Origin of the sequence: Vibrio sp. 10N.261.54.A5 (genome assembly GCF_041471145.1) — a bacterium.
GTDB lineage: Bacteria > Pseudomonadota > Gammaproteobacteria > Enterobacterales > Vibrionaceae > Vibrio > Vibrio crassostreae_C.
Window position 1 is genome coordinate 78,068 of the sequence record NZ_JBFRNU010000019.1, and the last position, 15,616, is coordinate 93,683.

Genomic DNA, 15,616 nt, shown 5'->3' on the forward strand with positions numbered 1-15,616 from the left:
ATGATAATTCATTGTGGTTGCATATAAATTCAGCGCGTAATTTTGTCTTAATTGGTGCATTGGATAACCCGGTTTGGTGCAGAGCATTATGCTGTCTTGTATAAAGTGATTATCCTCACAAATAGTGTAGACGGTTTAGGTGATATGTGATGTGCAATTAGATTTCATGTGGCATTAATGTTAATTTGTGCTCAGTGTTCTAGCATAAGATGCTAAAAAAAAGTATCAACACAGATACATCAACACTAAAGGCTGTTTTTTAATTAATCCCTCTACGCAAGTCACTACTGATTTGGGGTTTTTTAGATATTTACACTGATACCTTAAGTATTTCGGAGAATTATCCGATTTTTTGCGACTTGTTTGTGGCAAATTACTTCAATGGTTGATAGTGTGTGCCTCAATCTTTGTAAGGTTTTAGATTTTTATGCTTAAATTTTGAGCTAAATAAATCTAAATCACTGCCGTTCAGTGAACCAAGCAAAGAAGTCATGGATGCAATACATAAAACTTGGAGTTTATTAAATGTACAAGAATAAAATCACTCAGGCCCTTCTTCTAGGTGCTGGTTTGGCAGTGGCTGCCTCTTCTACTCTTTCTATCGCTGCTGAAGTTCCAGCAGGCACAGAACTGGCAAAAGTTCAGGAACTTGTTCGCGGTAACGGTACTGAAGTTGCAACTATCGACCCACACAAATCTCAAGGTGTACCAGAATCTCACGTAATTCGTGATCTTCTAGAAGGTCTAGTGAACCAAGACGGCGACGGCAACACTATCCCTGGTGTTGCGGAAAGCTGGGAAACGACAGACAACAAAACATTCACTTTCCACCTACGCAAAGACGCAAAATGGTCTAACGGCGATCCTGTAACAGCTCAAGATTTTGTATACAGCTGGCAACGTGCAGTTGATCCTGCAACGGCTTCTCCATACGCTTGGTACATGGAATACACCAAGATGGCGAATGCGAAAGATATCGTAGCGGGTAAGAAAGACAAGAGTGAACTAGGCGTTAAAGCAGTGGATGCAAACACTCTAGTTGTTGAATTAGAAACAGCGGTACCATACTTCGTAATGATGATGGGCCACACAACAATGAAGCCAGTACACCAGGCAACTGTTGAAAAATACGGTGACCAGTGGACTAAGCCAGAGCACTTTGTTGGCAACGGTGCATTCTCTGTTGATAAATGGGTTGTTAACGAGCGTCTAGTACTCAAGCGTAACGAACAGTACTGGGACAACGATAAAACAGTTCTTAACAAAGTAACGTTCCTACCAATCGAAAACCAAGTAGCGGAAATGAACCGTTTCCTATCTGGTGAAATCGATTTCACAAACGAACTTCCAACTGAGCACTTCAAGCGTCTTCAAAAAGAGTACGCAGAAGATGTATCTGTAGCGGGTAACCTATGTACTTACTACTACATCTTCAATACGAAGAAAGCACCATTTGATGATGTTCGTGTTCGTCAAGCAATCTCTTACGCGATCGACCGTGATATCGTAACAGGTGCTATCCTAGCGCAAGGTCAAAAACCTGCGTATTTCCTAACGCCTGAAATCACAGCTGGCTTCGATCCTGAGCTACCTGCTTACGGCAAGATGTCTCAGAAAGAGCGTAACGCAGAAGCGGAACGTCTTCTTGAAGAAGCGGGTTACGGTAAAGACAACCCACTTAAATTCAACCTGCTTTACAACACTTCAGAGAACCACAAGAAGATTGCTGTAGCGCTAGGTTCTATGTGGAAGAAAACACTGGGTCTTTCTGTAACACTTGAGAACCAAGAGTGGAAAACGTACCTATCTTCTAAAGATTCTGGTGACTTCGAAGTAGCACGTGCTGGTTGGTGTGGTGACTACAATGAAGCGTCTTCGTTCCTAACGCTAATGAAGAGTAACAACACTACCGGTGGTGTTCACTACGACAGCGCGGCTTACGACCAGATCATCGATAAAGCACTTAACTCAACTTCAGAAGAAGAGCGTAAAGCACTTTACCTAGAAGCTGAGGCGCTAATGGCAAACGACATGCCAATCGCTCCTATCTACCAATACGTTAAATCTCGTCTACTTAACCCGCATGTTGGTGGTTTCCCAATCAACAACGCGGAAGACAAGATCTTCTCGAAAGACCTATACATCAAAGCTCAATAATAAGCTTCGATTCTAAAAAGTTAATATAACTATAACGATACAGGCACTACATGCGCAGGGCGCGCATGTAGCGTCTTTCTAATTTTAATTGTCACAGACTGAAAGAGTGAGTTTATGCTTAAATTCATTATGAAACGGATATTTGAAGCGATTCCAACCATGTTGGTGTTGATCACTATATCTTTCTTTCTCATGCGTTTCGCACCGGGTAACCCGTTTTCAAGCGAACGTCCATTACCGCCAGAAGTTATGGCTAACATCGAAGCTAAATACGGCTTAGATAAACCAGTATTTGAACAATACACCACGTATTTGACAAATATCTTACAAGGTGACTTCGGCCCCTCGTTTAAGTACCAAGATTACACAGTAAATGAGCTGATCGCGGTTGCACTTCCAGTATCTGCGAAGGTAGGTTTCGTTGCCTTTATCTTCACACTATTGATGGGGGTCACCGTCGGGACGATTGCCGCCTTGAAGCACAATACCTGGGTCGACTACACCATAATGTCGACCGCCATGCTCGGGGTGGTGATGCCATCCTTCGTGTTGGCACCGGCGCTTATTTACCTTTTCTCCCTGCACTGGAACATATTCCCAGCAGGTGGTTGGCATGGCGGTACATTTATGTACATCGTGCTGCCTGTTATCGCGATGTCTCTTCTTTACGTAGCAACCTTTGCTCGTATTACTCGCGGTAGCATGATTGAAACGCTAAACAGTAACTTTATCCGAACTGCGCGTGCAAAAGGTCTAAGCTACCGTTATATCATTCTAAAACATGCACTTAAGCCAGCAATGCTACCTGTTGTTTCTTACATGGGACCTGCGTTCGTAGGTATCATCACAGGTTCAGTTGTTGTTGAAACCATCTTCGGCCTACCAGGTATCGGTAAGCTGTTTGTTAACGCCGCGTTTAACCGTGACTACTCGCTAGTAATGGGTGTAACCATCTTGATTGGTTTCCTATTCATCTTGTTCAACGCAATCGTTGATATTTTGCTAGCGCTTATTGACCCGAAAATTCGCTACTAACAGGGACGCATGGTTATGTTGAAGAAAAAAGAAAATTTAGAAGCGATCGAAAAGTTCTCTGAGAGCTTAGAGATTGAAGGTCGTAGTTTGTGGCAGGACGCGCGCATTCGTTTCATGCGAAACAAAGCTGCGATGGTGAGTCTGTTCATTCTTACGCTTATGGTACTGGCAGTTATCTTCTTACCAATGCTGGCTCAGTACACTTATGATGATACTGACTGGTACGCAATGCACGTTGGTCCGAATGCGGATCACTGGTTTGGTACCGATAGCTTAGGTCGTGATTTGTACGTTCGTACTCTTGTCGGTGGCCGCATCTCATTGATGGTTGGTGTGATGGGTGCCTTCGTAGCGGTACTGATTGGTACGCTTTACGGTGCAGCTTCAGGCTTCATCGGCGGTCGTACTGACCGAGTGATGATGCGTATCCTAGAGATCTTGTACGCAGTGCCATTCATGTTCCTAGTAATCGTACTGGTAACGTTCTTTGGTCGTAACATCGTCCTAATCTTCGTTGCTATTGGTGCGATTGCTTGGCTAGATATGGCGCGTATTGTACGTGGTCAAACGTTGAGCCTACGTAGTAAAGAGTTCATTGAAGCTGCACACGTATGTGGTGTAAGCAAATGGAAGATCATTACACGTCACATCGTACCGAACGTACTGGGTATCGTAGCGGTTTACTCTACGTTGCTTATTCCAAGCATGATCCTTACAGAATCATTCTTATCTTTCCTTGGTCTTGGTGTTCAAGAGCCTATGACAAGCTGGGGCGCATTGCTTCAAGAAGGTTCGCAAACAATGGAAGTTGCAATCTGGCAATTGACATTCCCTGCGGCATTCATGGTAGTTACGCTGTTCTGCTTTAACTACGTAGGTGATGGTCTGCGCGACGCGCTTGATCCAAAAGACAGATAACGAAATAGCAATTAAAAGCTATAAAAGATTAAGGAAGCAATAATGAGCTTATTAGATGTCAAAGATCTGCGCGTCGAATTTACCACACAAGATGGTATCGTAACCGCAGTAAACGACTTGAACTTCTCACTTAACCAAGGCGAAACGCTGGGTATTGTTGGTGAGTCGGGTTCAGGTAAATCACAAACGGTATTTGCACTGATGGGGCTGCTGGCTAAGAACGGCATCATCTCAGGCAGTGCAAAGTTTGAAGGCAATGAAATTCTCAACCTGCCTGAAAAAGCACTGAACAAGGTTCGTGCTGAACAGATCGCGATGATCTTCCAAGATCCAATGACCTCACTGAACCCTTACATGAAAGTAAGTGATCAGCTGATGGAAGTACTTATGCTGCATAAAGGCATGGGTAAAGCAGAAGCATTTGAAGAATCAGTACGCATGCTTGAAGCGGTGAAAATCCCTGAAGCACGCAAGCGTATCACTATGTACCCGCACGAGTTTTCGGGCGGTATGCGTCAGCGTGTGATGATCGCAATGGCACTGCTGTGTCGTCCTAAATTGCTTATCGCTGATGAACCAACAACGGCACTGGATGTAACCATTCAAGCGCAAATCATGGAATTGCTGAACGAACTAAAAGATGAGTTCAATACAGCAATCATTATGATCACCCATGACTTGGGTGTTGTTGCTGGTTCTTGTGACAAAGTACTTGTGATGTACGCGGGTCGTACAATGGAGTACGGCACGGTTGATGAAATCTTCTACGAGCCAAGCCACCCATACGCGGAAGGCCTGCTTAAAGCGATTCCTCGTTTGGATACCGAAGGTGAAATTCTACCGACGATTCCAGGTAACCCACCTAACTTACTTCGCCTACCAACAGGTTGTCCTTACCAAGACCGTTGTCACCGTGTAATGGACCGTTGTAAGCAAGAAGCACCGATTTTGCAGCCATTTGCTAAAGACCGTCAGCGTGCTTGTTTTTCAGACTGGGAGACTTGGACAAAATGAGTAAAGAATTACTATTAGATATTAAAGACCTGAAAGTTCACTTTAGCATTGCAGCTAAGTCTGCTTGGCCTTGGGCAAAACCATCAAACCTTAAAGCGGTTGATGGGGTTGATGTTCACCTTTACGAAGGCGAAACACTAGGCGTAGTGGGTGAGTCTGGTTGTGGTAAATCAACTTTTGCCCGTGCGATTATCGGCTTGGTTGAAGCGACTGAAGGTCAAGTGATGTGGTTAGGTCAAGACCTAACTAAGATGCAGGAAGTGAAGCGTCGTGAGACTCGTAAAGAGATTCAGATGATCTTCCAAGACCCGCTAGCGTCGCTTAACCCACGTATGTCAGTAGGCGATATCATTGCTGAGCCTCTAGAGACTTTCTTCCCTGAACTTTCTAAACAAGAAGTGAAGGACAGAGTTAAAGAGATGATGGCAAAGGTTGGTCTACTACCAAACGTAATCAACCGTTACCCACATGAATTCTCTGGTGGTCAGTGTCAGCGTATTGGTATTGCACGTGCACTTATCTTGAAACCTAAGATGATCATTTGTGACGAACCTGTTTCGGCACTTGACGTATCTATCCAAGCTCAAGTTGTTAACCTTTTGAAAGAACTGCAAAAAGAGCTAGGTCTTTCGCTGGTATTTATCGCGCACGATTTGTCAGTGGTTAAGCACATCTCAGACCGTGTATTGGTAATGTACCTAGGTAATGCGGTTGAGCTGGGTGAGTCAGATGCACTATTCTCTGATCCAAAGCACCCGTACACCAAGGCGTTGATGTCTGCGGTTCCTATTCCAGATCCTCGCTTAGAGCGTAGTAAAACTATCCAGATGCTGGAAGGTGACCTACCATCGCCAATCAACCCACCATCAGGATGTGTTTTCCGTACTCGTTGTCCACAAGCGACAGAAGCGTGTGCGCAAACTAAGCCAACGATTCAAGGCGATGATGTGCACGCAGTATCTTGCTTGCACGTACAAGTCTAGGGCCAATTTAAAACGGTTCAGCCTGTGACAGGCTTAAGCGCGACTAGTTTTTAGAGTCGCGCTTTTTTTGTACTGCAGACCTAGTTCCTATATTTTGCTCAACAGCTTCATCAAATAATTCGAACAACTAAGCCAACTTCTTCTAGTTTTGAAAAAGTTGGCTTTTTTTATACTAGAGAAAAGTTAGCATCACAGAGGTTTGGATATGGGCAAATTAGTTGAAGGTGTTTGGCATGATGTGTGGTACGACACGAAAGAAAGCGGTGGTAAGTTTGTTCGTGAAGATGCGGGCTTTCGTCATTGGGTAGAGAACAAACCGGGCGCGCAGTTTGAGCCGGAAAGCGGCCGTTATCACTTATACGTATCGTTGGCTTGCCCTTGGGCGCACCGAACCCTTATCTTCCGCGAGCTGAAAGACCTAACCGATCACATTGACGTGACGGTTGTTTGCCCAGACATGATGAGTGAAGGTTGGCAAATGGGGTTACCTGAACCTCTATTTGGCCATACCCGCATGCACCAAATCTACACCCAAGGCAAACCGGACTATTCAGGTCGAGTCACGGTTCCTGTTTTATGGGATAAGAAAACCAACACCATTGTGAGTAACGAGTCGTCTGAAATCATTCGCATGTTTAACTCAGAGTTTAACGAGCTAACGGGTAACACCGATGATTACTACCCGTGGGAGTTGTCCAAGAAGATTGATGAGTGGAATGATTATATCTACCCAAACATCAACAACGGCGTATACCGAACCGGCTTTGCGACAACACAAGAAGCCTACGAAGAAGCGTATGACACCTTGTTTGAAGCCTTAGACAAAGTAGATGCGCACCTTAGCGAACATCGCTATTTGGCGGGTAACGAGATTACAGAAGCGGATTGGCGCTTGTTTACCACTCTGGTTCGATTTGATGCGGTTTATGTGGGTCACTTCAAGTGTAACAAGCAACGAATTGCGGATTACAAACATATCCAAGGTTATCTAAAAGAGCTCTATCAAATAGAGGGTATTAAAGAGACTACGGATTTCTACCACATCAAGCGCCACTACTATTACAGCCATACGGGCATCAACCCGACTCAAGTGGTGCCTAAAGGGCCTGATCTGGATTTAGATTCGCCTCACGGACGTGGTTAGAATCATTAATTAATCCGCTTTTCTTCAGGCGTAAAAAAACCCTAGATAAACATCTAGGGTTTTTGCTTTCTGAAAAAGAAAATTAGTTAACTACTTTTTCTTCAGCTTGCGCAGCTTGGTCTGCTTGGATAGCCGTTAGAGCTACTGTGTAAACGATATCGTCTACTAGAGCGCCACGAGACAAGTCATTTACTGGCTTGCGCATACCTTGAAGCATTGGACCGATAGATACTAGATCTGCTGAACGCTGTACAGCTTTGTAAGTCGTGTTACCCGTGTTTAAGTCTGGGAATACGAATACTGTCGCTTTACCTGCAACTGGAGAGTTAGGCGCTTTAGAAGCGGCTACGTTTTCCATGATTGCTGCATCGTACTGTAGAGGACCGTCGATCACTAGATCAGGACGCTTCTCTTGAGCAAGTTTCGTTGCTTCACGTACTTTATCTACGTCTGCACCCTTACCAGATTCACCAGTAGAGTAAGAGATCATAGCAACGCGTGGGTCGATACCGAATGCCGCAGCAGAATCTGCAGATTGGATAGCGATTTCAGCAAGCTGTTCAGCTGTTGGATCTGGGTTGATCGCACAGTCACCGTATACAAGAACTTGATCAGGCAGAAGCATGAAGAAGATCGAAGATACGATAGAAGCATCAGGAGCAGTCTTGATGATCTGGAACGGAGGAACGATAGTGTTCGCCGTTGTGTGAACAGCACCAGAAACTAGGCCGTCAACTTCGCCAGCTTCAAGCATCATAGTACCTAGGAATACTGAATCTTCTAGCTTCTCACGAGCAACAACTTCAGTCATACCTTTAGCGCCACGAAGTTCTACTAGACGAGCTACGTAGTTTTCGCGAACTGATGCAGAATCGATGATCTCAACGCCAGCGCCAAGCTCAACACCTTGCTGCGCTGCAACGCGACGGATTTCTTCAGGGTTACCTAGAAGTACACACGTTGCGATACCGCGCTCAGCACAGATAGCCGCAGCTTTAACTGTACGTGGCTCATCACCTTCAGGAAGAACGATGCGCTTAGCCGCTTTACGAGCAAATTCAGTTAGCTGGTAACGGAATGCTGGTGGGCTTAGACGACGGATGCCTTGAGTACCTTCAGATAGAGAATCAATCCAAGGGCCATCAATGTGGCTTGCAACGTGATCGTTAACGAACTCGATACGCTCTTTATCGTCTGCAGGAACTTCTAGGTTGAAGCTCTGTAGGTTTAGAGATGTCTGCCAAGTGTTACCTTGAGCCTTGAAGATCGGTAGACCTGAAGCGAATGCTGGTGCACAAAGGTTAGCAATGCTTTCTGGAATGTCGTAACCGCCAGTAAGCAGGATTGCGCCAATCTCAACACCGTTTTTCGCAGCAAGAGCCGCAGCAACGATAACGTCAGGACGGTCTGCAGAAGTTACTAGCAGTGAGCCTGGTTTGAAGTGCTCAATCATGTGCGGTAGAGAACGTGCACAGAAAGTGATGCTCTTAATACGACGAGTTGAGATTTCACCTTCGTTAACGATTTCAGCGTTAAGGTGCTTAGCCATATCAACCGCACGAGTTGCGATTAGATCGATGCTCCATGGCACGCAGCCAAGAACACGGATAGGGCTAGAGTTGAAGATTTGCATTACTTCAAGGTTCGCTTGCTGAGCGCTGTCTGCATCATCAAAGATTTCAGATAGGTCAGGGCGAGTACGGCCAGCCTCATCAACAGGAGCGTTAAGCTTGTTGATGATTACGCCTTTGATGTTTTTGTTCTTAGTACCGCCGAAGTTAGAACATGCTACTTCTATACGCTCTTTAAGCTGCGTAGGGTTGTCAGTACCAGGAGTCGCAACGAATACGATCTCCGCGCCAAGTGTTTTTGCGATTTCCGCGTTCACTTGGTTAGCAAATGGGTGCTTACGAGTAGGTACTAGACCTTCGATTAGCGTAACTTCTGCGTCTTTGTTGATCTTGTTGTATTGCTCAACAACAGACTCAAGAAGCTCGTCCATTTTTTCGCTACCGATCAAAGCTTCAGCTTTAGTCATTGCGATTGGCTCACCAATCTTAATGTCGCTGTTTGCGCTGATGATAGTAGACGTTAGATCTGGTTGGTTACCACCGCTGCGAGGCTGAGCGATTGGCTTGTAGAAAGAAACACTTACGCCCTTACGCTCCATAGCGCGAAGAACACCCATGCTAACACTAGTAAGACCAACACCAGCGCTTGTAGGGATAAGCATAATAGTACGTGACATTGACGAACACCTTTGACTATTGGAAATAAAAAAAGCTCAACTGCTATTCCCACCGATATTTAAATTGGGGTAGGAATAGAAGTTGAGCCCCATTTTCTTGATATGAAAAACTGACTAGCTTCGAATGAAGCTAGTCAGGAAAATCAATTAAAGACCTGCTAGTTTCGCAGTGTCTTCAGCAATTACTAGCTCTTCGTTAGTAGAGATAACCATTGCAGGGATACGGCTGTTAGCTGTAGTGATAGTACCTTCGCCGCCGAAACGAGCTTTAAGGTTAGCTTCACCGTCAACTTCGATACCGAAGATGCCTAGGCGGTTAAGAACCATTTCACGGATTGGGCCTGAGTTCTCGCCGATGCCGCCAGTGAAAGTGATTGCGTCTAGACGACCTTCTAGAGTTGCAGTGTAACCAGCTACGTACTTAGCTAGACGGTGACAGAACACGTCCATTGCACGAGTTGCTTCTTCTTTCTCACCGTAGTTGTCTTCAACGAAACGACAGTCAGAAGTCACTTCAGTTAGACCAGCAAGACCAGACTCTTTAGTTAGCATGTTGTTGATTTCTTCAACAGAGTAACCAAGTGCGTCGTGTAGGTGGAAGATGATTGCAGGGTCTAGGTCACCACAACGAGTACCCATTACAAGACCTTCAAGAGGAGTAAGACCCATAGAAGTGTCTACAGATTTACCGTTCTTGATTGCACATACAGAAGCGCCGTTACCTAGGTGACAGTTGATGATGTTAACTTCTTCAACTGGCTTGTTTAGTAGGCCTGCAACTTCACGAGTGATGAATAGGTGAGAAGTACCGTGCATGCCGTAACGACGGATGCCGTGCTCTTTGTACAGGTTGTACGGTAGAGCGTATAGGTAAGACTCAGAAGGCATTGTTTGGTGGAACGCAGTGTCAAAAACAGCAACGTTTTGTAGACCAGGGAAGTTCTGTTGAGCCGCTTCGATACCGATAAGGTGAGCAGGGTTGTGAAGAGGTGCGAAAGTCGCAGCGTCTTGAATACCCTTAAGAACTTCATCAGTGATAAGTGCAGAAGAAGTGAACTGCTCGCCACCGTGTACGATACGGTGACCGATAGCGCCAAGGTTAGCTTTAAGCTCAGGCTTAGAAGCAAGAATAGTTTCTACCATGAAAGATAGTGCTTCTACGTGAGCTGCGCCCGCGCCTAGTTGTGCTTCATGCTTGCCATCAAGTTTCCACTTCATACGAGCTTCTGGAAGACCTAGACACTCAGCAAGACCAGTTAGGTGCTCTGCACCTGTTTCTGCATCAACAACAGCGAATTTAAGAGAAGAACTACCACAGTTTAAAACTAAAACTAGCTTAGACATTAATGACTACCTGTTTATTTTTCTGATCGAAATCAGTTAAGGATGAAAATTAATCTCAAGAATAGTCGAAGCACATAGGCTTGCGTACTAACCTTGGTCAAAAAAACGTTAATTTCCGTATAAAGTGAAAGCGCTCTTTATCAAAAAGAGGCTTGTGCATTCCTTGCAGAAGTCTTCTCAAAGTTGCTTAAATTGTAAATAAGGGCAACAATGAGATTGAGGTCTGCAAATAATAGCGATATTGTGCAAATATAACAAAAAAATTTGAAAGAATATTATTTTTCGTCAAATTTTTGTGTTTTTAGTTGATGATTTCAACTTTTTTTTAATGGGAGACTCATATGAGCAATAGAGTTGGTTTAGCTAGTAGTTTAAAAGATGGCCAAAAGTACATGGATCTCTGGCCCGTCCGAAAAGAGTTAAACGCGATCTTCCCAGAACAACGCATTATTAAAGCGACCCGCTTTGGCGTGAAAGTGATGCCTGCGATTGCCGCTATCAGTGTTCTTACACAAATGGTCTTTAATAATTACCAAGCGATGCCACAGGCTGTGGTTATGGCTTTGTTTGCGATCAGCTTGCCGCTTCAAGGTATGTGGTGGTTGGGCAATCGCTCAAATACACAACTTCCGCCGGCGCTAGTATCCTGGTACCGCGAACTGCATGAAAAGATCACTGAAACGGGTTTTGCGTTAGAGCCTATGAAGCCGCGCCCTCGCTATAAAGAATTGGCAATCATTTTAAATCGTGCCTTTCGTCAGTTAGATAAATCCTCAATGGAGCGTTGGTTCTAAAGAATCCCAGCTCTCCCTCTTGTCTGAGAACAACTATTCATCTTCTATAGCTTGTTCTCAGATTTGCTCCTCTTTTTGTTACCTCGCTTACTTTCCGTTTAGCTTACCTGTCCTTATTCACTTGGTTTCTTACCTTCCTCCGAAGTCAATATAACCTTTCTCACATAACTCGAGCCTTGTTGTATTTTTGTTAAATATCACTTCAAGTTATCAATGGTTACTGGTAATAATGCCAATAGTGATTTTGATGTTGTTCTCTTTGAGCGAGTAATGACGGGTAGAGCTTGATTCAGGGAGCGATAATGAGTTCTGTAAGAAAGGTATTGGCAGCGGTTTTAAGTTGCTTGATGTTGCTATGGACTGGCAATGCAATGGCAAACGTTGCCAAAGTGTCGGTTTCACAAGTTGTTGACCATCCCGATTTGAATGCGACACGTTTAGGGCTTCTTGAAGGATTGAGAGCCAATGGTTATGAACCCGGTAAGAACTTAGAATTCTCCTATGAAATGGCGAATGGTAACCCGGCTCAGGCAGCCAAGATTGCCAGAGAGCTCGTCAGTGAAAATCCACATGTACTTGTTGGTATCGCGACACCGACTTCACAAGCCTTAGTGTCGGCGACTCGCTCGATTCCTATCGTGTTTACCGCGGTTACGGATCCTATCGGCGCTAGGCTCGTTAAACAATTAGAAAAGCCGGGGCGTAATGTCACGGGGCTTTCTGACTTATCTCCGATCACTCAGCATGTGTCATTAATCAAAGAACTGCTCCCTGAAGCTAATTCAATCGGTGTAGTTTACAACCCAGCAGAAGCAAATGCCGTTGCGTTAGTTGGGTTATTGAGAAAGGCAACTCGAGATTTCGGTTATACACTTCACACCGAAAAAGCGCTGACTGTTGACGATGTCGAAGCAAAAGCAGAATCCATTGCTAAGAAGTCCGATGTTATCTATGCCTTGACCGATAATACGGTTGCAAGCGGCATGGAGGGTCTTATCAAAGCGGCTAACCATGCAGATACGCCAGTCGTCGCAGGCGCCACATCTTATGTCGGAAAGGGAGCGATTGCTGGTTTAGGTCTAGATTATTATGATGTTGGGGTTCAGACCGCGGATTATGTCGCAGCCATTCTGGAAGGACAGAAGCCCGGGAAGTTGAGTGTCAAAACTGCGCAGAGCTCTCAGCTGGTGGTCAACCTAGATGCTGCTCGTGAGCTTGGCGTGACAGTGCCTCAATCTGTGATTGAGCGTGCGGTCATTAGCCGGTGAATTGAGTTTGGTGTTAGGTGAGCTAATAGGCCATAAGTCATATTATTAACAGCATTGAAATGGGCTCAGATAACAAACTCACCTGCTCTATATGTTGGCGCTTCTCTATTTTATTCATTTGTAAGCGGTTATTTGACCGTTAGGTGTGTCGTTAATATCAATTTACATTATTTTACGTCGAGCGAATTGCCGATTAATGTAATAATATTAATGGGGAAAATGAAAATAGCTGAACGCTAAGAGCACATTATATGAAAGTAAATAGGCACTTTAGCCTAACCTTTGTTTTCGGGTTTCCCGCTGTGATCGCCGCGATGTTACTTGGCCTAATAGGAAAGAATCATTTTGACGCGGTAGAAAAAGATATCAGTAGTGAGTTTCATCGTATTGAAGATGTGTTCAAAAGAACCACAAAAGTGGCGACAGCCCTAGACTACAGCTTCTCCAACTATTATAAATCAGGAAACCCTCTCTTTCTTGATCACAACAAACATGTTGTGGATGGGCTTTGCCAAATCTGGCCTATTGATGTGTTACTCCTCGCAGATGGTAAAACTTCAGACATTCCTTCTGTCGATATCGACTATATGCTAATCGGTCAAGAGTCTCTTTGTTCTGAAAGCAGTGATAGTTATAAGAGCGCGTCAGAAAAAATAGCGTTAGCTCCTATTCTTTCATTTTTATCCCAGCTTGATGAATACCATGACGGCGTGCACTTTATTGATACGAGCGGCTATGTGATCTCTTCACCAGAAGATTTTGCCAAAGGGCTGAGCAAAGAGCTGCTCTCGACTATAAAGAGTCGTCCTTACTGGCAGAAAACAGCCAACAACCCTGACCAACTCACCCTTTCAGGCCCTGGTTATCGTTTTGATTCCCTTGACCGTATAATTAGTATGACGATCCCTGTATTCCATAAAGGCGTTCACCAAGGGATGCTGTCGGTGGATATTAATGTTGGCAGGCTGCTTGCTAATTCGAACCAACATCTAGCAGGTCGGATCGATATTATTGACACCACTTTAGCTACCCCGATAGATTCTGCAGCTTTCTACCATGAGATCAAACTAGATGGTGTCGCGTCTCACCATGCGATGTATTACGAGTTAGACATCGAGAAAGAGGTTGAGCACTTTTTCGTTTATGAGAAAGACAGTCTTATTGTTGCCATCATTGTCTATCTGTTCTCTGTAACTATCTTTTTCTACGTCAATTCCAATATTGAACGTGGTTACTTCAAAGATCTCGCGGCCAAAGACCCAATGACAGGTTTATTGAATCGTCGCGGCTTAGAAGCATTCTGGCGCAGCGTAGAGCACGATCAATTGTTTGCCTTAACTGTATTTGATATCGATGATTTTAAGTCAATTAACGACACCTACGGCCACGACAAGGGTGATGATGTGATTCGTTATATGTCACGTCAGATAGGTAACAGTGTACGAAGCAGTGACGTAGCAGCACGATTTGGCGGTGAAGAGTTTGTCGTTTATATGAGAGGCGAAGATCGTGAAACTTTGATGAGAACTTTAGAGCGGGTGAAGAATGCGATTTGTTCCACTTCAGCCGACATTATTCCAAATGGATTTACGGTATCTGGCGGTGTCTGCATTGTTGAAACTGAGCAAAGTAAGCTTAACTTCGATGAGATATTTAAGTACGCCGATGAAAAGCTGTACGTGGCTAAGACGACGGGTAAAGATCGTCTCGAATTTTAGCCACGTTGTTAAATCATTAAGTGCTTCGTCTTAAACAGGTTGACGGCGTTCTTCTTGATAACGTTGAAGACGTTCTACAATCGGCGGCGCCTTCTTGAAAGTGCGAATTTCTTTAAATAGTTCGTTCGCTTCAGGGTAGCCTTTACTTAAATAAACAAACCACTGCTTCACTCTATTGGGGTAGTACATACCTTTGTCCCCTTTAATTTGAAACTCTGAATAGCGCAGCAAAAGTTCAATGACTTTATCCCACGGCATTTTCTGGTGGTTGTGCTTAACGACGTTACCAAGGTTTGGAATATTGAAAGCACCACGGCAGACCATCAATGAATCGACGCCTGTTGCTTCTATGCAATCTTGACCATCTTGATAGTTCCAGATTTCCCCGTTAGCAATCAATGGCAGAGATGTTTTCTCTCTTATTTTATTGATGTAATCCCATTTAATTTCGCTGGCTTTATAACCGCCAACTTTGGTTCTTGCGTGCACGGTGAGTTCGTCAGCTTTAGCTTGTTCGATGGCATCGACAATCTCAAAGCACTCTTCCGGATGCTCCCAACCTAATCGGATCTTTGCGGATACAGGAATGTGTGCAGGTACAGCTTCTCGACAAGATTTCACCACTTGATAGATGAGTTCTGGTTCTTTTAGCAATGAAGCGCCACCATTACTTTTGTTTACCGCCTTTGCTGGGCAACCAAAATTAAGATCGATGCCTTTAGCGCCTAAGCTAGCAGCTTGAAAAGCATTCTCGGCCATCCAATTTGGGTGTTGACCTAGAAGTTGAAGATGGATTGGCACACCAGCCATGGTCTGAGAACCTTGGTGCAGCTCTGGGCAAATACGGTGGAACACATGCGGAGGAAGAAGTTGATCCACGACGCGCACAAACTCTGTCACACAGAGATCGTAATCATTTATCTCTGTGAGAATTTCACGCATTAGGTGGTCTAGAACGCCCTCCATAGGGCCAAGTATTACGCGCATGTTGCT

Annotated in this window: 12 protein-coding genes; 9 read left to right on the forward strand and 3 right to left on the reverse strand. The window is 44.6% G+C overall.

The genetic code is table 11. From position 1 onward, the window contains the following. The first annotated feature begins 525 nt into the window (after window positions 1-525). The 6 genes from AB4329_RS05420 to AB4329_RS05445 all read left to right on the forward strand — a co-directional run bounded on the left by AB4329_RS05420 (window position 526) and on the right by AB4329_RS05445 (window position 7,251). Entirely contained in the window at window positions 526-2,157 is a 1,632-nt protein-coding gene (locus AB4329_RS05420) for an ABC transporter substrate-binding protein (protein WP_017062175.1), read from the forward strand. 114 nt (window positions 2,158-2,271) lie between these two features. Then, complete coding sequence (gene oppB / locus AB4329_RS05425) at window positions 2,272-3,192, forward strand: oligopeptide ABC transporter permease OppB (RefSeq protein ID WP_017062174.1); 921 nt, start codon at window positions 2,272-2,274, stop codon at window positions 3,190-3,192. Between the two features lie 15 nt (window positions 3,193-3,207). Then, on the forward strand, window positions 3,208-4,110 hold the full coding sequence (oppC, locus tag AB4329_RS05430) for an oligopeptide ABC transporter permease OppC (protein WP_017062173.1): 903 nt from the start codon (window positions 3,208-3,210) through the stop codon (window positions 4,108-4,110). A gap of 42 nt (window positions 4,111-4,152) precedes the next feature. Next, on the forward strand, window positions 4,153-5,124 hold the full coding sequence (locus tag AB4329_RS05435) for an ABC transporter ATP-binding protein (RefSeq protein WP_012603544.1): 972 nt from the start codon (window positions 4,153-4,155) through the stop codon (window positions 5,122-5,124). Further along, complete coding sequence (gene oppF / locus AB4329_RS05440) at window positions 5,121-6,107, forward strand: murein tripeptide/oligopeptide ABC transporter ATP binding protein OppF (protein WP_017062172.1); 987 nt, start codon at window positions 5,121-5,123, stop codon at window positions 6,105-6,107. The genes AB4329_RS05435 and oppF overlap by 4 nt, the downstream gene beginning before the upstream one ends. A 205-nt stretch (window positions 6,108-6,312) precedes the next feature. After that, entirely contained in the window at window positions 6,313-7,251 is a 939-nt protein-coding gene (locus AB4329_RS05445) for a glutathione S-transferase family protein (RefSeq protein ID WP_372137782.1), read from the forward strand. 82 nt (window positions 7,252-7,333) lie between these two features. Here the strand turns inward: AB4329_RS05445 and pta are convergent, their stop codons facing one another. Beyond that, window positions 7,334-9,499: a phosphate acetyltransferase gene (pta, locus tag AB4329_RS05450; RefSeq protein WP_017062170.1), complete on the reverse strand. Its 2,166-nt coding sequence runs from the start codon at window positions 9,497-9,499 to the stop codon at window positions 7,334-7,336. Between the two features lie 147 nt (window positions 9,500-9,646). Next, the gene (locus AB4329_RS05455; protein WP_017062169.1) at window positions 9,647-10,843 is read right to left on the reverse strand and encodes an acetate kinase; all 1,197 of its coding nucleotides are present in this window, start codon (window positions 10,841-10,843) and stop codon (window positions 9,647-9,649) included. Between the two features lie 341 nt (window positions 10,844-11,184). Between AB4329_RS05455 and yfbV the strand changes: the two genes are divergently transcribed. The 3 genes from yfbV to AB4329_RS05470 all read left to right on the forward strand — a co-directional run bounded on the left by yfbV (window position 11,185) and on the right by AB4329_RS05470 (window position 14,623). After that, window positions 11,185-11,637 carry a terminus macrodomain insulation protein YfbV gene (yfbV, locus tag AB4329_RS05460; RefSeq protein ID WP_017062168.1) on the forward strand — a complete coding sequence of 151 codons (453 nt, stop codon included), beginning with the start codon at window positions 11,185-11,187 and terminating at the stop codon, window positions 11,635-11,637. A gap of 302 nt (window positions 11,638-11,939) precedes the next feature. Then, a complete protein-coding gene (locus AB4329_RS05465) occupies window positions 11,940-12,905 on the forward strand; it encodes an ABC transporter substrate-binding protein (RefSeq protein WP_017062167.1) in 966 nt (321 codons plus the stop codon). A 251-nt stretch (window positions 12,906-13,156) separates the two neighbouring features. Beyond that, window positions 13,157-14,623: a GGDEF domain-containing protein gene (locus AB4329_RS05470; RefSeq protein ID WP_372137783.1), complete on the forward strand. Its 1,467-nt coding sequence runs from the start codon at window positions 13,157-13,159 to the stop codon at window positions 14,621-14,623. A 30-nt stretch (window positions 14,624-14,653) separates the two neighbouring features. Here the strand turns inward: AB4329_RS05470 and dusC are convergent, their stop codons facing one another. After that, window positions 14,654-15,610, reverse strand: coding sequence for a tRNA dihydrouridine(16) synthase DusC (dusC, locus tag AB4329_RS05475; RefSeq protein WP_048662073.1), 957 nt, complete (start codon window positions 15,608-15,610; stop codon window positions 14,654-14,656). Window positions 15,611-15,616: the final 6 nt, after the last annotated feature.